General features: G+C 47.1%; 11 protein-coding genes and 1 pseudogene. 2 read left to right on the forward strand and 10 right to left on the reverse strand.

The window, feature by feature from the left end; translation table 11 throughout:
• Positions 1-5 precede the first annotated feature (5 nt).
• From HRU80_01890 to HRU80_01915, 6 genes are all read right to left on the reverse strand, one after another.
• Positions 6-2777 carry a hypothetical protein gene (locus tag HRU80_01890; GenBank protein ID QOJ27682.1) on the reverse strand — a complete coding sequence of 924 codons (2772 nt, stop codon included), beginning with the start codon at positions 2775-2777 and terminating at the stop codon, positions 6-8.
• 19 nt (positions 2778-2796) lie between these two features.
• Complete coding sequence (locus tag HRU80_01895; GenBank protein ID QOJ27683.1) at positions 2797-5262, reverse strand: TonB-dependent receptor; 2466 nt, start codon at positions 5260-5262, stop codon at positions 2797-2799.
• Between the two features lie 16 nt (positions 5263-5278).
• Positions 5279-6136 carry a MurR/RpiR family transcriptional regulator gene (locus tag HRU80_01900; protein ID QOJ27684.1) on the reverse strand — a complete coding sequence of 286 codons (858 nt, stop codon included), beginning with the start codon at positions 6134-6136 and terminating at the stop codon, positions 5279-5281.
• A 71-nt stretch (positions 6137-6207) separates the two neighbouring features.
• A complete protein-coding gene (locus tag HRU80_01905; GenBank protein ID QOJ27685.1) occupies positions 6208-7302 on the reverse strand; it encodes a T9SS type A sorting domain-containing protein in 1095 nt (364 codons plus the stop codon).
• Between the two features lie 80 nt (positions 7303-7382).
• Positions 7383-8231: a cyanophycinase gene (locus tag HRU80_01910; GenBank protein ID QOJ27686.1), complete on the reverse strand. Its 849-nt coding sequence runs from the start codon at positions 8229-8231 to the stop codon at positions 7383-7385.
• Between the two features lie 105 nt (positions 8232-8336).
• Positions 8337-9428, reverse strand: coding sequence for a M20/M25/M40 family metallo-hydrolase (locus tag HRU80_01915; GenBank protein ID QOJ27687.1), 1092 nt, complete (start codon positions 9426-9428; stop codon positions 8337-8339).
• Positions 9429-9740: 312 nt separating this feature from the next.
• On the opposite strand from HRU80_01915, the gene yfcC reads away from it, so the two are divergent.
• On the forward strand, positions 9741-11150 hold the full coding sequence (gene yfcC, locus HRU80_01920) for a putative basic amino acid antiporter YfcC (protein QOJ27688.1): 1410 nt from the start codon (positions 9741-9743) through the stop codon (positions 11148-11150).
• Between the two features lie 938 nt (positions 11151-12088).
• Positions 12089-14869, forward strand: coding sequence for an excinuclease ABC subunit UvrA (gene uvrA, locus HRU80_01925; GenBank protein ID QOJ27689.1), 2781 nt, complete (start codon positions 12089-12091; stop codon positions 14867-14869).
• A gap of 95 nt (positions 14870-14964) precedes the next feature.
• Here uvrA and HRU80_01930 read toward each other — a convergent pair.
• The 4 genes and pseudogenes from HRU80_01930 to HRU80_01945 form a co-directional block, all read right to left on the reverse strand.
• Positions 14965-15663 (reverse strand): annotated as a pseudogene (locus HRU80_01930) (transposase).
• A 183-nt stretch (positions 15664-15846) separates the two neighbouring features.
• Entirely contained in the window at positions 15847-17244 is a 1398-nt protein-coding gene (locus tag HRU80_01935; GenBank protein QOJ27690.1) for an alpha/beta fold hydrolase, read from the reverse strand.
• Between the two features lie 32 nt (positions 17245-17276).
• The gene (locus HRU80_01940) at positions 17277-19439 is read right to left on the reverse strand and encodes an alkaline phosphatase D family protein (protein ID QOJ27691.1); all 2163 of its coding nucleotides are present in this window, start codon (positions 19437-19439) and stop codon (positions 17277-17279) included.
• Positions 19440-19479: 40 nt separating this feature from the next.
• Positions 19480-22167 (reverse strand): immune inhibitor A, encoded by a 2688-nt coding sequence (locus HRU80_01945; protein ID QOJ27692.1) that lies wholly within the window; start codon positions 22165-22167, stop codon positions 19480-19482.
• Positions 22168-22212: the final 45 nt, after the last annotated feature.

Genomic DNA, 22212 nt, shown 5'->3' on the forward strand with positions numbered 1-22212 from the left:
TCTCCTTACTTTATCACTGCAAAACGGTGAATATATTCCCCCGCGTCAGACTTGACCATGTAGATATACATGCCCGGGGCTATTTCGCGGCCTCCTTCGGCGCGCAGATCCCACGTTGCCGTGCCAGAAGGACCGTAATGATATATTGTCTTCACCAGATCAGCGTCAAGCGTAAAGATATATATAGTTGCCTCCGGGGGCAGATTAATGAACTGAATCTGCCTAAGCGGTTCCCGCCGCAGTTCGCCGAATTCAGGCTCAAAGAGCGATGAAACAATATACGGATTCGGAACTACTTTGATATTGCTCATGGCTGCTGCCGCGGTCTCTTTGCTGTAAGAGGAACCGGTGAGCGTTATCTGATACCGGTCACGCAGGTTCGGCAGCACGGGGCGCAGCACATCCACAGAGAATGCGTTCCCGACAGCGGGGGCTGTTGTGCTTCTGAAATCAACTCTGCCTCGTATGCCGTCAAACGAGAATACCGCCAGGTTTTCAAGCGTATCCACTCTCAGTACGGGTGTTGCATCGGCGGCATTTACCGAATCAACATATATTGAAACAAACGGATTTCCCGATGGAGTATATCCGCTTCCGGTTACACGAACCAGATACTGTACGGTCTTCAGAAGTGTTTCATCTTCCACACTGAATGCCATGTCAATTTTATCGGTGCCTCCCACGCGGGAAACATCACGGATAATATCCGGTTTTGATACGCTGAAGACAAGACCGTCAGTGGTGGACTGCGGACGGTCAAAAATCAGCGGCCGCGGGGGCGCTACGGTATCAACGCCGTTTTTAATCGCGTGAACAGAAAAGTTAATCTGTATATAGTCCCCTGCCTTTGGCTTCAGTTCAGCCGGAGCATTCGGATCCGGCTCAATAAGACGCAGGCGCATTCCCTGCCCGGCTATGGTAAAGGTGGCATTAGGGCCTGCTATATAACTCTGATTTTCGCGGAGGAAGTCTCCGGTATTCAGATCAATCAGATTAAACACAGTGGGTGACTTGAATTCAATACCCAGTCTTGCGGGAGTATTCCGTGCCGAATCAGTAACCTCTATACGGGCAATGGTATTCAGCTTTCCGCGGATGGTTGTCTGCTGAAATGAAAAACCCACTTCATAGACGTTGTCCTTAAGCTGATCATCATCACGGGGGGTTACTCTCACTTCATAGTTGGATATACCGTTTCCGGTATGGGTTACATTATTAACGCTTACCGGTGTTCTGCCCGCGGCATTGGTAGCCGGTATCAGAGCAATGGTATTTACGCTGGTAAGATTTTTGCCAAGCGGACTTTCGAGCGACTCAATAAGTGAATCGCCTCTGTCATACGCGGTCACCGTGTACCAGTATTCAAATCCGTTGTTAACGGTGGTGTCGCGGTAGCTGTACTGCAGCCCGCGGTCAAGTCCCCGCTGATTCAGCATATCGTAATCTGCAAGCAGGTCCCAGTTGACTCCTTTATCCAGACTGCGGTATATACGGTATCCTTCAAAATCATACTCTCCGGAGAAGTTGTCGCGTGATTTCTCCGCGGCGTTATCCCAGTAGAGAAAATTCTGTTTGTCGGAAGCATAACCCGCCAGTTTTGGAGTAGCCGGCGGTTTGCTTATTTCAAAATCGAACGCCAGAATTTTTTCCGCCTGAGTGAGCGTTGCCATTGCGTCCTGATACGTATCTCCCGCAATAATAGCCGTTACAAAGACTAATGAGTCTCCCGGATTCAGCGTATAAGGGCCGGAGGAAATCGTGGCAACCAGGTCCAGACCTCCCACCGGAATGGTGGCTGTATCGTCAAACCGGAGAGAGCTCTGCGACCCGAGATGGAAATATTTGCTTCCGAGTGATGAATTATACAGGCCCGGCGTGCTTGCCATAATGCCGTATTGTACTGAATCTATATCACGGTCATCGTCATACAAATTATAGTGCATATCGGTAACACCCGCCATAACGCCGTTGATGAGCGGTGTTTTCAGAAAGGCTACGCCAAAGTAACCAGACTCACCCCCCGGCCATTCTGAAGAAAATCCTTTTGCGTCATAGTAGTACACAAAATTCTTTTCGCGGTTATAGCCGAGTTTATCATCAAGATATTCGGGGGTTCCGCCGGAAACGTTTCCGACATCTATATCGGTATATAACCCGAAATAAACACTGTCCAGAAACTTTGTGCCTTCATTTTTCACAACAAAGGTATAGAATATCAGATTCTGCGCGAACTTGACTCCGTACGTATATCCGGTCTGCCCGACTGATACGCCAAGGACTTCCATCGTATTTTTTGCGTCATCATATTTGCAGTAGCTGTCCTGATCAGATTTTATGACCGGGTTGCCGTCCGCATCCTTAAACGGCCAGCCGTTCACCGGATGCCATGTAGCCGGCGCATCGCTGAAGGCAATCTTCGCGAGCTCGGTGTTGTTATAACCCGCAACTGCTTCCCATTCTTCGTTGGTGGTATATCTTCCCTGAATCACGTTTCCGGGAACTCCCACCATCGGGTTGATGCGATATATATAATGCTTTCCGCTGTTGATCGGATATTCACCCGACGGTCCCTGTGAAAGACGGCGGGGGTAAAGCTTTCCGCGGTTTTCAAAAAAGAGCCCGATATTGCTGGCGTTATGTGAGCCGCCCGCGCGGTCAATTATTCCAAATAGTTTTTCGAACGCGTCTTCACGGTAATCTCTGTCTTTTTCCCGCTCCTGAGCAAGAGCCAGAAGAGGAAGCATCAGGAAAACCAGTATGAATTTCTTATACGTCATTGCTTATCTCTGCTCCTTGCTAAAATTTAACTGATGCGCCAAGACGGATGCTTCTGGGCGGTCCGAAATAGGCGGGGTTTTTCATATATTCATCTGAGGCATTTCCCTCATTGGTGAAATCGGGTTCGCCGGTATCACTGTAAACAAACAGAATATTTCTTCTGTCCGTAAGGTTCAGCACCTCCGCAAAGATCCGGAGCCGTACTTCATCATAAAGCTTTATTTCTTTGCCGATCATCAGATCCATTTCATACGTGGCCGGCTGACGCAGCGAGTTTCGGGTTACAAATCCGATATCGCGGCCGCCCGGTGTATACGGATATCCTGATGATGCCTTAAAGATGATGCTGTAATCGGTTTCTTCCAGCCATTTGCTTCCGAAGAGAACCGGTCCTTCATCCTTGCCAAGCTGGAAAGCCAGAGAAGCATTCAGCACATGCGGCTTGTCAAAATCAAGATAGTACAGCTGGGTTGATTCCGAAGTGCCGGGATACTGTTCAGTCTCTGAAGATGCGCTTCCTTTTGCCACTGAATAGGTATAGGTAAGACCGCCGGAGAGATTTTTGTCCGGACGTATATCCAGATTCACTTCAAAACCTTTTATGTTGGCATAATCTTCATTCACATAAAGTGTATATCCTACATATCTTCCGTCAACAAAGGGGAAATAATAACGGGTGCCGATCAGTCCGGTTACATCTTTATAATAGGCAGTTGCGTGAAGCGCTGTCTGCTCGTTAAACTGATGGGAGATACCCACTTCATAAGCAATGGTTCTCTGCGCATCAAGATTTGCCTGCCCCAGCAGCGGTTCGCGCACGTTCATGTCGTACTGATTGTTTTCAAACAGATACTGGAAATCCGGATTCTGGAAAAAATGACCATAGGCAAAATGCAGTTTTGTCCGGTCGGTAATCGGATGCGCTATACCCACTCTCGGACTGAGCTGATAACGCGGTTTGGCTGTTATGATCGTAAGCGGATCAAGCGGATTTTCGCGGTACGTAACGTTTGCGTTTACATAATCAAACCGGAGCCCCAGATTGATAATCAGATACGGCAGTTCAATTTTATCCTGTATATATGCCGCGGCTTCAAACGGTGAGGTGTTGTAATCATTTTTATAGGGATAGTTCCGCTTGGGGTCATATACGTAGAAGAGGCGGAGTTTATGCTGCTGAAACTGGATACCCGCTTTCATTTCATTGTTCTGGCCTATCTGCCAGAGAGCGTCGGCTTTGATATCAACCGTAGCGGTGCGGCTGTCGGTAACTTCTTCAGGATCGGAGATGGCATAAAACTCAAATCCGTTGCCGATATCCTCAAAATAAACGCGCTGATTAATTGAAAGATAATTGGCCGTGTCTTTATTTATTCCTGAATAGTAACCCTGGTTGAAGTACGATACACGCAGGTCATAAAAGAAATTATTCGCTACCGTATGAGTCAGCGTAAAGGTATTCTGCCAGCTGTCCGTCTTGCGGCGCAGATACTGGTCTGGTATATATTTATATGAGTGGCTGTAACTCTGGCGCTCTCCCTGATTGCCCCGGGCGGAGAGGGAAAGTTTCATGTTAGGTAATTCGCTGCTGGAGATTTTAAGAAACCCGGTATGCGCGCGGTTATAGCCGAACGGAAGATAACTTCCGCGTTTATCCTGCTCCGCGGAAAGAAAGAAGCGTGAACGGCTGCTCCAGAGCGGACCTTCAAAACTTCCGTTCAAACGGAGCTCACGAAGCCTGCTGTAGCGCTCAACACCAAATTCACTTGATCGGAGCTCTATCTTTCCCTGATACTTTTCTGAACCGTCACGCGTTACGATATTAACCACTCCGCTGAGTGCATTTCCGTATTCGGCGTTAAAGGTACCGCTTAACAGTGACATTTCCTGAATTGCATCGTTATTGATTGATGCAGCAAGACCGCCTAACAGAGGGTCTTTCACATACATGCCGTCAATCAGATAGGCAACTTCATTTGACCTTCCGCCGCGTATGTGGAGATTGCTTCCGTCCCCAACAACGCCCGCCTGAAGGGAAAGAAGTTCGGTAAATGAGGCAACGGGGAGATTTTCTATCTTCTCTCTGGTTATCGTGCTGATGGTGCTGGTCAGGTCCTTCTGAATCAGCGGCGCTTTAGCCGTGACAACTACTTCATCAACCGTAATGGACTCCGTACTCAGCTCCACATTCAGCGTGGTGGTCTGGTCAACCTGTATTTTAACGTTTTCCACCGTTATGGTTTTATAACCAAGAAAGCTCACGCGCACGGTATATATACCCGGCGGGATATTCAGCAGGGTGTATTCACCCTTGAAATCCGCTGCTGCTCCGAGCGAATGCTTTTCGATAAGCACATTTGCTCCGGGGAGCGGTTCTCCTGTCTGCCGGTCGGTTATCTTACCGGAAAGCTTTCCGGTAACACCCGCAAGAGCGGGAAGGGTGACTATGATCAGTAAGACGAATATCTTTTTTATCATCTGCATTTGATTGATTCCTGTTTCATTCAAGAACGAGGTCAAGTGTTTTAGAAAATTTATCGAGCTTTTCCAGTATCTCATTGCTTTTCCGCTTGTTCTTCAGGGCGCACTCAGTTGCTATGGCATTAATCAGCACTGAAATGGCCGAGAAGGAATTGGTATAAAGCATATTCTCTGAATTAACGGTCAGAACCGTATCAGTATAAAAAGTAAAAGGAGCAGAGTGTTTGTCGGTGATCGCAGTAAATCCGATACCCTGTTCTCTGGCGCACTTTGCTGTTTCAATGGTCTCTTTCGAATACGGCGGAAAGGAGATAAGAATCATGTAGTCTTCCGCGCCTTTATACACAAGTGACTCAGGAAAACTGTTCCAGGTATGGTTCATCACCGAGGCATCCACCCCAACCTGTGTAAGCTGATAGGCCAGAATTTCTGCCAGCAGATATGAGATTCCCAGTCCGCCGGTATATACCCGCTTTGCTTTCAGAATACGGCTTGTGGTGCGGTTAAAGTGGTCACGGTCAATACGGGTGAGCGTATCACCGATATTTTTAATGTCAAGATTCGCAACCGCCGTAAGGGTATCATCCTTAAGATTTGCCGCGTCAAAAAGAGGAAAGATGGATTTGTTTTTAATCTTGTGCTGAAGCGAAAGAGAAATTTTTTCCCGCATTTCAATATAGCCGTCCATCCCGATTCTCTGCGCAAAGCGGGTTATGGAAGCAACACTGGAACTGGTCAGACGTGAAAGCTCATTCACATTGTGAAAGGGTATCTTGTCAAAATTTTCCAGGATATAGTCGGCTATCTTTTTCTGGCTTTTGGGAAGGTCATTGTAGCCTGCCGTAATCAGCTCTTTTACTGAAACTTCTGCGTTCATACGTTTAACAGATTATCAGGCCGCATGCCGCCCGGTTACTGCACACCGGACGGCAAGGGTCTGATAAAAAATTATTTCAGCAGGGACATTTTTTTAACGGCAACATTCTGTCCGGATACCAGGCGGTATACATACATGCCGGAAGAAAGTTTTGAAGCATCAAATTCTGCTTCATGATATCCTTTTTCCATCTGGCCGTTCACCAGAACCGCAACTTCGTTTCCGAGTACATCATAGATACGGAGTGAGGTTTCAGCGCTTTCTTCAAGATAGAAGGAAATTCTGGTTGAAGGGTTAAACGGATTCGGATAGTTCTGCTGCAGAGCAAAGGTATTGGCCGCGGTCATTTCTTCTTTCACACCGACAAGCGCGTTATATGCTGCAACTGCATCGCTCATCTGCTCAAGCATATCAGCTTTGGTCTGTCCGAATGCTATGGCAATATACATATTAAGAGTTGCGCCAGCAGGGAACGGAACTGCTGCCGCGCCTGCAACTGCTACTCCGCCGTCACCGCCGGTTACAACTGAATCTGTAAAGGTGCCGGTTGTCATATAATCGTAAAACAGGGTATCTGTATAGAAGGCATCATACCAGTCAAAAAGTTTTACTGAGGTAAGCGGATGTGAAAGTGATTTGAATCCGACATAGGAAGCGCCTTTGTATGAATAGAAAAGACTGTTGGCAGCATCATAAACAAGGGTTTCGTTTCCGTATGTGCCTTCATTGATCGGAATCATTTCAAATCCGGGAATAGCATCAAATGCCTCAGTGCCGTTATTGGTTACCGCAAATTTGGAAATGGTATATGCGGCATCTGTCCAGCCATAAGCGCTGACAACGGCAGAAACAACAGGAGGCCTGTTTGAATAAGAATTATCAATCCCGACATTGATTTCATGATTTCCCCAGGTTGCCGGAGTTACTGTTGCGGGAGCAGCAATGCCCTCTGCATCTTCCTGATAGTCAAAAACTTCAGTGCGGCTTTTTGCAAGCAGGAAAGAAAGGCGGTCAACCTGTCTTACTGATACATCCGGCGCGCTTACCCGCACACGGCCATATGTACCGAGAACAACATGCAATGCGCCTGTTGCAAATTCCTGTGCCTGAATTCCTGCCGGAAGCGCGAGCAGGACAGCTAAGGTAAAGAGGTAGAATTTCTTCATGGAGATATTCCTTTTTTTATATGGTTGATGTTAGTTTGTTTTCAATCTTATATATCCGGCTGTTATTCTCAGCCGCTGATTTATTTTATTCTCTGTTTTTTGCTGATGCTGTATTTGTCACCGTTTATCAGCAGGTCAATTACCATGCCTTCAGCAGCAAAGTTGCCGTGCTTGTCTGTACGGATATTTTTTGCCTTTGTTGCATTCATTACCATTACCTGGCTTTCACCCAGAACTTCAAACTTGTCACCGCCGGTTACCACTATTGCGGTAGCTTCGTCTATTGCAATGCCAAGCAGTTTCGGGTTTTCATACATGAGGGACATCAGGCGGTTATGGCGTTTCCGTTTTATAAAATGCTGGTCAACAATCACATTCTCAAGAAAGCCGAATCCTTCTTTGGTATCCACATTACCTTTTTCGATCGTGATAAACGCGCTGCTGGAGTCCTTGTTTTTCTTTTCATCTCCGGTGAGCATAATTTTGCTCATGACGGCTGCTCCCGCGCTTGTTCCGGAGATTACTCCCCCCTGCCTGTAAATTTCTTTTATCCTTGCGAGAAATTTTGTTCCGAGCAGATCACGTGTTAATACACTCTGATCACCGCCTGAAAAAAAGATACCGGTTACTCCGTCGAGTTTTGCAAGATTTTCGGGGGTATCCAGTTCTGCCTGTTTTCCGTATATATATGATATATTTTCATAACCGAGCCTGTTCAGCCCCTTTTTCTGGTATTCCGCGGTTTCAACCGGCTCACCGCTTGCGTTCGGGATGATGACCAGTTTCGCTTTTTTTCCCCCGGCCAGCTGCATGATTTTTTCCATGACATAATCAGGCCGGTCGCCGCCGCCGATGATGACAAGACTTCCTTTGGTCTGTGAGGAAACCAGTGAAGCAAAAAGCAGAACAAATGCAATGAAATAGTTCATATCAAAAACTGCAGAAAGATTGTTACGAAAAAAATTTTCCTGAATCCTCTTCCGCCGTTCACGGAAAGGGATAAAACAGAAACTCTACCCTAAAGAGGGTTTACGTTACGGCTGCACCAGCAGCGCCAGAGCAATACCGGTTGCTTTCATCAGGTCGGCCTCCATGATATACTCATCATCAGCGTGCGGGTTCTTCGCTCCGATACCGATATTCACCGAGGGAATGCCGTTCGCGTTAAGGGAGTTGGCATCGCTTCCGCCGAGTGATATAACCGGTTCCGGCTTCATGCCGGCCGCGCTTATTGCTGCTTCAATTGCCGGAATAGTATATACATTGCGGTCAACCGTATACGGAGTGAAATCCCACTCATCAGCAAAGATGAGCGAGCCGCCTGAGTTCAGGGTTTCTGTTTCAAAGACATCTTTCAGCCGTGCAACTTCCTCTTCAACGCGTTTGGTGTCAAAGGAGCGGACTTCACCGTGAAGCACAACGCGGTCGGGAACCACATTCACTGCGCTTCCGCCTTTAATAATGCCGAAGTTCATGGTTGTCTGCTCATCAAGCCGCCCCTGTTTAATCTGCGCAAGCGCTCTGGCGGCAATGGCAATAGCGTTTATTCCCTTCTCCGGTTCTATACCTGAGTGAGAAGCACGGCCGACAATCTCAATACGGATCATTTTTGCTCCGCAGGCGGAATAAATATATCTGCCGGGAAGGTTTGAGGAATCAAACACAAATCCGCCGGCAATAGCCGGATCAAGATTCAGATTTTTTGAGCCGCCGAGTGTGGTTTCTTCGCATACAGTAAAAGCGAGCGTGAAGCCGGGTGCATCGGGCTGATGTTTTATGATTTGTTCAGCGGAGGCAAGAAGAATGGCACATCCGGCGCGGTTATCCGCTCCGAGTATGGTTCCTCCTGATCCGTGGATTTTTCCGTTAGTAATTTGCGGGACAAGATCCCGTGTGGGTCTTGCTGTATCCATGTGTGAAAGAAGCACTTTCCTCCCCCCGTCCTTGTAGCGGGCTATCAGATTGCCGGTATTACTGCCGGTAATTGATGCGGTATCATCCTCGGTTACGCTCATACCCAGCGGTTCAAGAACCGAGCGGATATAGTCTGCCACCGGTTTTTCGTTGCAGGATAGGGCATCTATCCTGATGAGATCGAGAAATAACTCTACTGTCCGGGGTTCCACTGTGTAACCTTCTTTACCGTTTTAGGTGAAAGTGAAAATTCTTTACCTTAAAATTGTAAATTTTATTACCTTTGTCAAGAAAAATCGTTACTATTTTTACACTTTTTCCCGCTTCCCTTTTCCGGACTCACGAGCAGCAGAGCGGGAGGGGGCAGAGAATTTCCGGTTTTTCCCTATGTTGCGCCTCAGAATTCCCGTTCCGCCTGCCCTGAAGCAGGAGAGCCGGAGGCGGAACACTCCCCCGCCGGGGTCCCCCCGGCAGGCAGTATATATCAGTTATATATTATCAACTAACGAAAGCATGATTGCCCTATGAGCAGTACCAAAGCGTTCAGACTGAAGGTGCCCAACACCTATCTCCTCATTTTCCTTCTGCTGGTTTTTATCGCGGCGCTTACGTGGATTATTCCCGGCGGCGAATATGAACGGCAGGAAGTCAACGGCAGAATGGTGGTTGTTCAGAATTCGTTTAAGTTCGTTGATAATGAACCCCAGGGTCTGGTCGCTCTGTTTACTTCGCCCCTCAAGGGATTTGTTGAAGCAGCCATGATTATCGGCTTCATTCTGATAGTCGGCGGTGCGTTTAACGTCCTTGCCGCCACAAACGCCATCACTGCTTTTATAACAAAACTTGCCAAAGCTCATAAACACTCAAAAACGCTGCAGACATTTTTTATTCCCGTACTGCTGCTTATGTTCTCTCTCGGGGGGGCAACCTTTGGTATGAATGAGGAAATTATTCCGTTTGTGCTGATTACCGTTCCCATCTGTCTTGCGCTCGGATACGATTCCATTACCGGAGTGGCAATTCCCCTGGTCGGCGCGCATATTGGATTTGCAAGCGCGTTTCTGAATCCTTTTAACGTAGGTATTGCACAGGGCATCGCTGATGTTCCTCTCTTTTCAGGCATCGGCTACCGGGTTATCTGCTGGGCAATTTCAACTGCAGTGGCCATCTTTTTTCTGCTCTATTATGTAAAGAAACTTTCAAAGAATCCTGAAACCAGCCCGATGTACGCGGAAGATACCGAACTTCGCAAGAGCGGTCACATTGACAATATATACGAAAACCAGATTGAGCTGACCGGAAAACATAAGCTGGTTCTCGCCACCTTTGTTCTCTCACTCGTTATGCTTGTTGTCGGCGTGGTTAAGTTTAACTGGTATATAGAAGAGATTGCCGCAATGTTCTTTGTGATGGGAATAGCGACCGGCATCATTGGCGGACTGAATAGCGACAATCTCATTAAAGCTTTTATTGACGGCGCAAAAGATTTAGTCGGCACTGCACTGATTGTAGCTCTCGCCCGCGCAACACTGGTCATCTCACGCGACGGTCAGATTATTGACACCGTACTATACGGACTGGCTCCGTTTATCGAATCATCCTCCCCGATTTTTGCGTCACAGAAGATGTTCATCGTACAGGCGATAATCAACTTCTTTGTCCATTCCGGAAGCGGACAGGCAGCGCTCACCATGCCTATTATGGCGCCGCTTGCAGACCTGGCCGGAGTTTCCCGCCAGACAGCGATTCTTGCATTTCAGTTTGGTGAGTATACAAACATCATCATCCCAACCTCTGCGGTAACCATGGGTGCATTAGCAATGGCAAAAGTACCCTGGCAGAAATGGGCAAAATGGGTACTGCCCCTGCAGATAATTTTAATGATTCTTGGTCTTCTGCTTCTCATTCCGCCAAATCTGATGGGATGGAGTTAATTAGTAATTAGCAGTTAGTAATTAGTAATGTTAATGTACAATGTATAATTTACAATGTACAATTGATGGCGATATATAGAAGTTTTCTACAATAGTTTTAATGGATTTAATGGCTTCAATAGCTCCGGGCTTAAGCCCGGAGCTATTGATAAACATCTGACAACAAATCCAAAACCGCGTAGCGGTGACATATTAATAACATCACAACCAAACCAGAATCCCTAAACCGCGTAGCGGTGACATATTAATAACACAACATCCAAAGCCCAATCCCAAAACCGCGTAGCGGTGACATATTAATAACACCACAACCAAACCCGAATTCCCAAACCGCGTAGCGGTGACATATTAATAATAACACACAACCAAACCCTAATCCCCAAACCGCGTAGCGGTGGCCCGTTAATAAAACAGAACATAAAATAAATATCCCTGAACCCGCAGCGCGGGTGACCCGTTTTTTTATCTCCTATTGCTACATGGGTCATACGCTCCGCGCATTCAAGAGTTCTGTTCTTTAGGGCTTTCTATTATTGGGTCATACGCTCCGCGCATTTCTTTGAACCCGCAGTACAGATGACCAGTCATCAGTCATCGAACTTTTCTAAAAAGATACAAACCGACCAGCGGTGACATATTAATAACACCACAACCCATTCAACACCCGCCAGTACAATTGATTCAGATATATAAAAGCCTTACTGGCTTCAATAGCTCCGGGCTTAAGCCCGGAGCTATTGATAAAGCTATAAAAATTTGACCCCAAAGAGGGTTGTAACTTTTAGCACCGCAGTCACTTCATATCAATTAAACTCACTCCTTCGCAGACCGCACGAATTCATAATTCATACTTCACAACTCATAATTTTTCTCGATTCTTCATTTTTAATTCTTAATTATATTGATTATACTATCAGGTTTGATAAATCTCTGTATTCATGGCAGCCAAGAGTTCTAAAGAAAAAGTAATAATCATAAAAGGTGCCCGTCAGCATAACCTGAAGAATGTTGACCTCACCATCCCCCGTAATCAACTGATTGTGTTCACCGGAGTCAGTGGCAGCGGTAAATCATCGCTGGTCTTTGACACCATCTACGCCGAAGGACAGCGCCGGTATGTGGAATCCCTTTCCTCCTACGCCCGGCAATTTCTGGAGCGGATTGACAAGCCGGATGTTGACCTCATCCAGGGTATTTCCCCCGCGGTGGCGATAGAACAAAAGACCGGTTCCCGCAACAGCCGCTCAACCGTCGGTACCACCACCGAAGTGTATGACTATCTCCGCCTGCTCTACGCCCGGATAGGCAGAACGTACTGCTTCTCCTGCGCAAAAGAGGTAAAAAAGGCGTCAACCGGTGAAATCTGCGACTGGATTGAGTCACAGACCGAGGGCACGAAGTTCTACCTTACCTTTCCCCTTCATTCCCACGAGGGACGCAGTATGGCCGAGGAGATTGACCTCCTCAGAAAACGGGGCTTCTTCCGCATACTATATAAGAATGAACTGCTTGACCTGAACGAAAAACAGAAGCTGCCCGATGATAAAGCCGGCATAAGAATTCTGACCGAGCGCTTCAAATCTGCCGCAAGCGGCGTGAGGGAGAAGCTCGCCGATTCAATCGAGATCACCTTCAAAGAGGGGGAAAACCGGCTGATTATCATCAACAGTGAAACAGGGGAAGAGCATGAGTTTAACAAGTTTTATGAATGTTGCGGCATCAGGTATGAAGAACCGGAACCGAGATTCTTCTCATTCAACAATCCTTTCGGCGCATGTCCGGTTTGCCAGGGATTCAGCAAAGTAATGGGGATTGACTACGACCTGGTTATCCCTAATAAAAACATGACCCTGATGGAAGGCGCTATTGCACCGTTCCGTTCTCCCAAGTTCAGCCTGCATCAGCGGAATATGGTTGCTGAAGCGCCGAAGTATAAACTTCCGCTCAATGTTCCTTTCAAATCACTGACTGATGATCAGGTTGAACTGGTTAAACGCGGCTTCGGAAAATTCCATGGCATCAACGGATTTTTCTCCGATCTTGAAAAGGATACCTACAAGATGCACATCCGTATTCTGCTCGCGCGGTACCGCGGATATACCACATGCTACGTCTGCAAGGGGGCGCGTCTCCGTAAAGAAGCCCTGCAGGTAAAGGTCGGCGGCAGGAATATATACGAACTCGGGCTACTCCCCATAGCGCAGACACATGAGTTCTTCAAAACGCTTTCACTCAACGAGTATGAACTTGCCATTGCTGACCGCATCATGAAAGAGCTTGATAAACGGCTTTCATTCCTTACCGATGTCGGACTCGGCTATCTTACCCTTGACCGACTCAGTTCAACTCTTTCCGGAGGGGAAACACAACGGATAAACCTTGCAACCGCGCTTGGTTCTGCATTAACGGGAACGCTCTATGTCCTTGATGAACCGAGCATCGGCCTTCATCCGCGGGATAATGCAAAGCTGATTAAAATTCTTAAAAACCTGCGCGATATAGGCAACTCCGTTCTGGTTGTTGAACACGATCCCGAAATGATGCGCGAAGCAGATATACTGGTTGATATGGGTCCTAAAGCCGGACAGCACGGGGGTGAGATTATTGCATGCGGGCCGTATAGTGAACTGGTTAAAAAGTCAAAAAACTCGCTTACCATTCAGTATTTAAGCGGTGTCAAAAAAATTCCCGTTCCGCAAAAAAGGAGAACTCTTGAAACTCAGGTTATTCGTTTGGTGAACGCAACTCAGAACAACCTGAAAAATGTTACCGTTGAAATACCGCTGAAAAAGTTTGTCGTGGTAACCGGAGTCTCCGGCTCCGGAAAGAGCACGCTGGTGCATGATGTCATCTACGGGGGGCTTGCAAAGCAGCTCGGTCTTATTCCGGAGCATATCGGCAGCTTTGATGAGATAACCGGCAGCCAGTATATACAGGGAATCGAAATTGTTGATCAGTCTCCCATTGGAAAATCTCCCCGCTCTAATCCGGCAAGTTATATCAAAGTATTTGAACTGATTCGCGAACTGTTTGCCGGCACGCATCAGGCTAAGGCAAAGGGATATAAACCGGGATTCTTTTCATTCAACATCCCGGGCGGACGGTGTGATACCTGCGAAGGTGACGGTTTTATCAAGGTAGAGATGCAATTCCTTGCCGACCTGTATCTGGAGTGTGAAGACTGCAAAGGCACCCGTTATAAAAAAGAAGTGCGTGATATTACCTACAAAGGAAAAAATCTTGTTGACGTGCTGAACATGACGGCGGATGAGGCAATCGAATTTTTTGAGGGACACTCCAAAATCGTCCGGCTTATCCGGCTGCTTTCTGATGTGGGACTCGGATATATAAAGCTCGGGCAGCCCTCCAATACCCTCTCTGGCGGAGAGGCACAGCGTATCAAACTTGCACTGCATCTTGCCGCACAGCGGGAAGGGCAGCATACCTTCTTCATCTTTGACGAACCCACGACGGGGCTTCATTTTGATGATATATCCAAGCTGCTTAACTGTTTTAACATGCTGCTGGATAACGGCAACTCCGTTCTGATTATCGAACATAACCTGGATGTGATCAAATGCGCGGATTACATAATTGACATGGGTCCGGAGGCAGGTGACAAGGGAGGCGAAGTAGTAGCCACCGGAACCCCGGAAGAAATCGCGCAAATCCCCGCCAGCCACACAGGTTTTTACCTGAAGGATTATTTGGGAATGTAACCATTTTAACAACAATTAAAACAAACAACGACATCGTAGAGACAGGGCATGCCCTGTCTCTACCGCATGCCCTGTCTCTACCACACACCCCGTCTCTATTCGGATTTGTAGAATTTATCTTCCTGCCAGCGGAGAGGATTATTTTGTATATAATCGGAGATGGTTTGAAAGGATTTTTCATCACGGATGATGTGATCATAAAAACGGGTTTGCCATTCAAATGTAAATGCCAAACGGCGGGCGTGTCTGGTAACAGCCGATTTGTAAGATCCGACAATAGATGATATGGAATTATTTCCAATATGTTAAAATCGTTGTTGACCAATGGTTTGAATTGGTTTTCCGCCGGATTGGATTTTGTTGGATGATTCGTTGGATGATTGTAGAGACAGGGCATGCCCTGTCTCTACCGCATGCCCTGTCTCTACCGCATGCCCTGTCTCTACCGCATGCCCTGTCTCTACCACATGCCCTGTCTCTACGGTTCCCGCATTACCAACCCCAATATCGTTATTGTTGGTGTTTTTGGTAATAATCAATATGCCGTGTATATGATTGGGCATTACGACAAACGCGCCTAAATCTGCGTTTCGCGCGTGTTGTGGTATTTGATGCCATAGTATATCCGCAATTACTCCCGTGTGGGATAATTGCATTGCCCCATCAACAATTTCACCAAAATAATGTTTCCTGTTTTGTGTGCAGATGGTTATAAAATACGCACCCGCCCACCGGTAATCCCATTGTTGTAACCGGGTTGATGGTATCCGGTATTTGTTTTTGTATTTGTTCATTTTATGGTTGTAATTGTTGTGGTTATTGTGGTAGAGACAGGGCATGCCCTGTCTCAACGCATGCCCTGTCTCAACGCATGCCCCGTCTCAACGCATGCCCTGTCTCTACGCATGCCCTGTCTCTACGCATGCCCTGTCTCTACGCATGCCCTGTCTCTGTGGATATCCCCACCATAAAAATCGTTATCGTTTTAATATCCAATCTCTCATTATTTGCAATGCCTCCTCTGAAAATGTTTCCTCAATTACTGCGTACTCAGACGGTGCGCCGGTTTTGGCTGTCTGGAATAAATGATTCAGCCCTTTGAATTCCATCACTTTGAAATTTTTATTTCCTGCTTTTGTTAACGCGGCTTCTATTGCTGAAAGATTTTCCTTTGGCGGCACCTGCAAATCCAATTCACCGTTCAGCGCCAGAACCGGTTTAGTTATCTTTGCAAAATCATCAGCAGGGTTATAAACCAGGAAAAAACGGAACCAGTCCGTCCTCAATATCCGTATCTGCTGCTCAATCATCTGTTCGCTGAATTCTGGCTTTTTTCTTTCCTCTTCGCTTAATGTTGCCAGATATTCATCAAATACTTTGCGCAGTTTTTGCTCTGCTTCAGTTGTGTCCTTTGTGCCGGAGACTGCCTCAAAGAGTTTCCGGTTCATCTCAAGTTCTTTTTTAATTTCATCTTCTGAGACACCATTGGCGCGGGAAATAAGTTCACTCTGCAATAGAATAATATCCCGGCCATTCATTCCTGGCCCGGCCAGTGTAACAAGAAAATCCATTTCTTCTGAGCGCGCGCCTACTATCGCCCCGATCAGTCCTCCTTCACTGTGACCAACCAATCCGGTTTTGTTTTTGTTTACTTCCTTCCGGGATTCAAGATAGCGCAGAGCCGACTCAGCATCGGTGGCAAAATCCAATGACGTGGCTGTGCTGTGGTCACCGCCTGATTTTGCAATACCCCTGTCATCATACCGCAAAACAGCAATGCCATTACGGCTCAGGTAATCCGCAATGATCAAAAATGGTTTATGCCCCAGCAGAGACTCATCTCTGTCCTGACCGCCCGAACCGCTTACCAATATCACTGCCGGGAATGGTCCTTTGCCTTCCGGTATGGTTAACGTACCGGCCAGTGTTATGCCAGCATCGGGATTTTCAAACGTTACATCCTCCTGTATATACGGGAATGGGGGCTGCGGGGTCTGAGGCCGTTTCGGCATTTCCACTTTATCAATCCGGCTTATCAGCAGCGGAAAGTCCATTCCCCCTTGTGACCAGTTGCCAAAAATGGTTCCGTCTTTTGGGTCGTATGTCCCGTTAAACTCTGCCGCCAGCGCTTTAAGTTCAACACGCAGTTTATTGTTTTCGAATGTTGTTTTGGTGGTTGGTATTCCCATGGCTCCCTGGTCGGGACTATCCATGGTGGTGGTAATCATTCCGTCATCCGATGTTTTAAAGTGGAAAACAATACGAAGTTTTGCCGCACCCACATCAAGCACCCCCTGCCACATGCCGTCAAGGCGCGTCTCCTGCGCGGAAAGCATTGCTGACAGAAGAACTATATATAATAATATCCGTTTCACTGTTCATCTCCTTATTTTATTTACAAATAACATTACTTCATCAGTATCATCTTGCCGGTCAGGGTTTTACCCCTGGCGGCAATCTGATACATATATACTCCGGATGAAAGTTCGCCTGCATCAAACGGAACCGAATGGTAGCCGGCCTCCATTACTCCTGAAACAAGTTCCCTCACTTTCCTTCCGCTGATATCATACACAGCCGCCGAAACCTCACCGCTCAGCGGAAGCGCAAAACGGATAACCGTTGAAGGATTAAACGGGTTTGGATAATTACCGAGAAGTTCAAACTTCTCAGGCGCGGCATTGTTAAGCACAACCGGCCCGTAGTATGAGTAGGAACCGTCAAAATCAATCTGTTTTAAGCGGTACCTCATTGTGCCGGAGACCGCCATTTCAGTATACTGATATTCTCTGGATTCGGTAGTTGTTCCCGCACCTCGTATATATCCGGTCTGCTCCCAGGCAGTTCCATCTGTTGAACGCTCTACGGCAAATCCGGCATTATTCTGCTCCGTTGCTGTTGACCAGCGAAGCACTGCCTTTCCTCCGTTTATGCTGCCGGTAAATGAAGTAAGTTCAACCGGTATCGGTTCTGAATTTGTGACAGTATGTGTTGCAAAAACAATACCTGTTTCGTCAACCAGACTAAGCCGTACTGAATCGCCGCCAAAAACCTCAACCTTGCCGAATGCATTATTAAATACCTGCGTGGTAATTCCCTGCCCGCCCTTATTCCATATATGTACTCCGAAAGCTGAAAGCAGAGCTACCAGCTTGGAGTTTGTTATATCCAGCCCCCCTGCCATTATCTCCGGAAAACCGGCATTAGTGCCGTCATCAATAGCCGCGGTGTGGGAGTCTCCGCTAAGCACAATCACATTTTTAATCTGATTGTTATTTACAAAATTCAGCACCGTATCCAAATCTTCCGGAAAGCCAACCCATTTATCAGCAAGCTCCATCGCCGCAAAAATACCGCGAGTCCCCGGCGGAAGTTCCTGCAACCCGAGGATGGAATCCTGCAGTGTTATACCCATTTGTATTCCCTGTAACTGACCTTTATTAAACGGAACCGAACTCAATATAAATTTCCATTTAGCCGTGCTGTTCAGAAGCCCGTTCAAAAACCAGGTCAGCTGCGACTCCCCGGTGCCAGGTGCATTATCCCTGCCAAGTATTGAATGTCCCGCGGGAGGAGTAAACTCCCACAAACCTGTTGTTGTATTTTTGTTTATGGAATTCAGATTGGACGAGCGCTGTGCCCGCAAATCAAGTGCAAAAATCTCAACATTGCCGTAGGTGAATTTATGATAGATACCGCGCGACTCATTCACAAGAGGATATCCCGGCATATTCTCCTTATATCCGGTTATACTGTTGGTGCGTGCTCCGGCAGGATTGGTAAATTCAAATTTATAAAAATCATTGCTGAGCGGATTCGGTTTCCATGGAATAAAAAAACTTGAAGTCAATGCCCCGGAGTTGTCATTCATGAAATCATGATCGTCATATATATAATCAACCGGCATCATGCTAATGAGTGTATCCATCAGATAGTTTTTGTCATACTTCACATGGTATGCCCCCTGCACTAATTGCATATTTCCCGCAAAGAAATTGGGGTTAAAAGGGAGATTATCCGTGGTGTCCGGATATCCAAAATCACCTAACTGTAAAAAGAACCGGGGATTATGCTGAACTATCTGCCTGAAAATAGTACCGGGCGGTGTGCCTGAAGGAAGAAAGTTGCCGCTGTTAAGGCAGGAACCGAAAGCGAAGGTGAAGTTCTGACTCGTGCCGGGAACGGGGAAGGTTGAAAAACTCCGCTGCACGTTGTCAGGCGCACCATTGATAATTTTAACCCGGTAGTAATATCTGGTATCGGGCTGAAGTCCCTCTATCTCAACGATGCCGCGCATATATCTTAAACTATTGACGGAAACCGTGTTGGTTGTCAGGACAGAAGTGAAAGCAGGGTCAGTCGAAAGTTCAATATAAAAATCTCCCGGTTCGGTAAGCCGTGCCCAGAATCGGGCTTTGGTATGAGTAACACCCCCTGTCACAACGCTGTTCGCAAGAGCGGGAATACTCCCCTCTGAAACATTCCTTCGTGTATTGCTTTCCTGAGCCACCGGCTGCAGGAACGCTGCAGCCAGGATGAGCGGAAGAATCCGCAGTAATACATTTCTCATACCTTTTGCCTTCTTTTTGTAATCTGTTTATCTACGTTCGTTATCTCATCAGAATCATTTTTTTAACGGCAAGCGAGCTGCCTGAGGTTAATTTATATATATACACGCCTGAAGCCAGTCCGCCGGAGTTAAACGGCACCGAGTGATAACCTGCTTCCATTTTGCCTTCAATCAGTTTTTTAATCTCGTTCCCGTTCACATCATAGACAATCAGCGATACACTGCCTGCTTCCGGCAGACTGAACCGGATGGATGTTTCCGGATTAAACGGATTGGGATAGTTACCAAGAAGCTCAAACTTCTCCGGTGCGGATGCACTCAGGGTAACAGGTCCGTAATATGAGAAGGGGCCGTTATAGTCAATCTGTTTTAAGCGGTAATGTATCGTTCCGCCGGCAACAGGTTCTGTGAACTGATATTCCTTTTGTTCCGTGGTTGTTCCCGCACCGCGTATATAACCTGCCTGTTCCCAGGCAATTCCGTCTGACGAGCGTTCTACTGCAAATCCGGCGTTATTTTGTTCGGTTGCGGTTGTCCATCTCAGCAGTGCGTTGCCGCCGTTGTTTACCGCAGTAAATGAAGTAAGTTCAACCGGAACTATTCCGTAGTAGTATATACCAATATCATCAAGATACCAGCCGTCACGCACCTGAGAAGCGTCAGTTTTCAACTGAAATCTGATAAGGATATTCTGATTAGCAAACTGCTGCAAACTCATCTCCTCATCAAGCCATGAAGATGCTGTTCCGTCATAGATGGGAGTACCTGCCGGAATCTGTGTTCCGCTTCCTGATGCCGGTTTTGTATATTTACCTGTGAGTGCGGTCCAGGTACTGCCGTTATTTGTGCTGACCTGCACAATGGCACAATCCCATCTGGTTTCTATATCATAACGTGTTTTAAATGTTAACACAGGGTAAGATATCCCCTCAAGAGAAACTGGTGCGGATGACTGCAGCGTAACCGTTGCGCTGTTTGCATAACTGCCTGTGCGGCTGTCGGTGTAGGAATTGGGAGCAGAATAAAACAGCGAGGTGGTCGCTTCCCACTTCGGCGAGGTGCCCGGTGTGGCAGTAATGGTCCATAACTGTGCCGGATTATTCGTGGTATCGTTATATACAAACACCGGTGTTCCTATTCTGAATGATGCGGAATCTTTTATCGTATATGTGCCCGCTCCCTGCCCCATAAACAAATCCAAATAGATTTTACCCCTGTAGTCAACCGGCGCTGTCGGCAGCACAGTTATTCCAACTCCCGTTTCGGCAGTACCTCCTGGGGGAATTGCAGACATAAAGGTTGGTATGCCGCTCACAGAAATGTTCGGATCATTACTATGATAATAGTAGCCCCACGACTGTGTGAGTTCAGAAAGTCCGGTATTCTTTATCGTTCCGGTCAGTTCAACGCCGGAGCCGGGATTCAGATACTGCGGTGTAAAGTAATAATTTGAAAGCTGCGGATATCCGCCTGCTATCCATGCAAGATACAAATTAGGCCGTATGTTCTGCTGGGCAAGAGGAATAATTCTGCTCTGGGATGGCCAGAATCCGTCTCCGTCACCGCCGACCTCAAACACAAAACCAAACACTTTTGGTTTTTGTGTCTGCTCTCCGTACATCCAGTCGCGCCCGGTGCCGTTTGAATTATACGCAAGAGTCTGATAACTGGTGCCGTAGGTATATCCGTTGTGCTGCGCCATGGAAGCGGCGAAATCGCGGTACTGATTTGAGTCCGGCGTAAGCGCGTTCGTATATCCCCACGGATATATAATTGAGTTGTTATATGAGTGATAGTTAATATAAGACTTAAACCCTTTTGCAATTGCAAGGTCGCGTATCACCCTTGTTTCCGGTTCGGAAAACGCCGAGGGTCCGCGGTAGGTTTCTGACGACGGGGTACCGCTTGAACCGATATTATCATAAGCCCACATATAACCATAATTGCGGTTCAGGTCAACTCCGTAAACCGTACTACCCTGAGCGTAACGGTTCTTGCGCCACATCCCTCCTCCGTTTGGCGAATTTATCCGGTTCCATTCGTAACCGTCCGGATTAACCACCGGCACAAAATACATCTCCCGGTTATCCACCAGATATTTCACCTCCGGATTAGTGTTATAGTTCTCCAGCAGATAATACATATAATAGATAACGGTGGCCATTGCCTGGGGTTCCCGTGCGTGAATGAGTGCATCATAGAGCACCCTTGGCTCCGGTTCTTCAAGATTCGGGTTGTCGGAAATCTTTACCGCCCAGATCGTCCGCCCCTCTACCGAGGTTCCGATCGAAAATTTCTGGGTAATCAGATTGGGGAACTGTGCAAACAGCGTATCTAACTGGGAAACCACCTCTGCAAAGGTATAATAGCCCCCCATGCTGCCATATCCGAACCCGGTGACTCCGAAAGCATTCCGGCTTTGGGCAAGCTGTTCTGCTTTTTCCGCCTCAGTCATCGCCGGACGGGCATCGTAGTACTGCTTCCAATCCGGAATCAGCACCGAATAGCCAATACCGTTTTGGCTGAGCAGTTCCGCTTCGTCCATGCTGACAAACAGCTCTGCCGAGAGAGATTCTTTATCAATATGAGTGTGCTCTGTTTCTATGCCAAGGGCGGCAATTTTGCGTAAATCTTCATGAGAAGTCAGTGATACTGATATGAGCTGATACTGCTGTGCCTGGAGGGGGAGCATCAGTGCGAGCAGGATGAGGTAAATTTTCCGGATCATGGATATGCCTTTTGTTACATGGGTCAAAAATAAGGAGAATTAAGA

It is taken from the genome of Ignavibacteriales bacterium, from assembly GCA_015709675.1.
Classification (GTDB): domain Bacteria; phylum Bacteroidota; class Ignavibacteria; order Ignavibacteriales; family Ignavibacteriaceae; genus H2-BAC3.

Bases quoted from the DNA above. Each gene is read 5' to 3' on its own strand.
- HRU80_01890 (QOJ27682.1), bottom strand. From the start codon at position 2,777: ATGACGTATAAGAAATTCATACTGGTTTTCCTGATGCTTCCTCTTCTG.
- HRU80_01895 (QOJ27683.1), bottom strand. From the start codon at position 5,262: ATGCAGATGATAAAAAAGATATTCGTCTTACTGATCATAGTCACCCTT.
- HRU80_01900 (QOJ27684.1), bottom strand. From the start codon at position 6,136: ATGAACGCAGAAGTTTCAGTAAAAGAGCTGATTACGGCAGGCTACAAT.
- HRU80_01905 (QOJ27685.1), bottom strand. From the start codon at position 7,302: ATGAAGAAATTCTACCTCTTTACCTTAGCTGTCCTGCTCGCGCTTCCG.
- HRU80_01910 (QOJ27686.1), bottom strand. From the start codon at position 8,231: ATGAACTATTTCATTGCATTTGTTCTGCTTTTTGCTTCACTGGTTTCC.
- yfcC (QOJ27688.1), top strand. From the start codon at position 9,741: ATGAGCAGTACCAAAGCGTTCAGACTGAAGGTGCCCAACACCTATCTC.
- uvrA (QOJ27689.1), top strand. From the start codon at position 12,089: ATGGCAGCCAAGAGTTCTAAAGAAAAAGTAATAATCATAAAAGGTGCC.
- HRU80_01940 (QOJ27691.1), bottom strand. From the start codon at position 19,439: ATGAGAAATGTATTACTGCGGATTCTTCCGCTCATCCTGGCTGCAGCG.
- HRU80_01945 (QOJ27692.1), bottom strand. From the start codon at position 22,167: ATGATCCGGAAAATTTACCTCATCCTGCTCGCACTGATGCTCCCCCTC.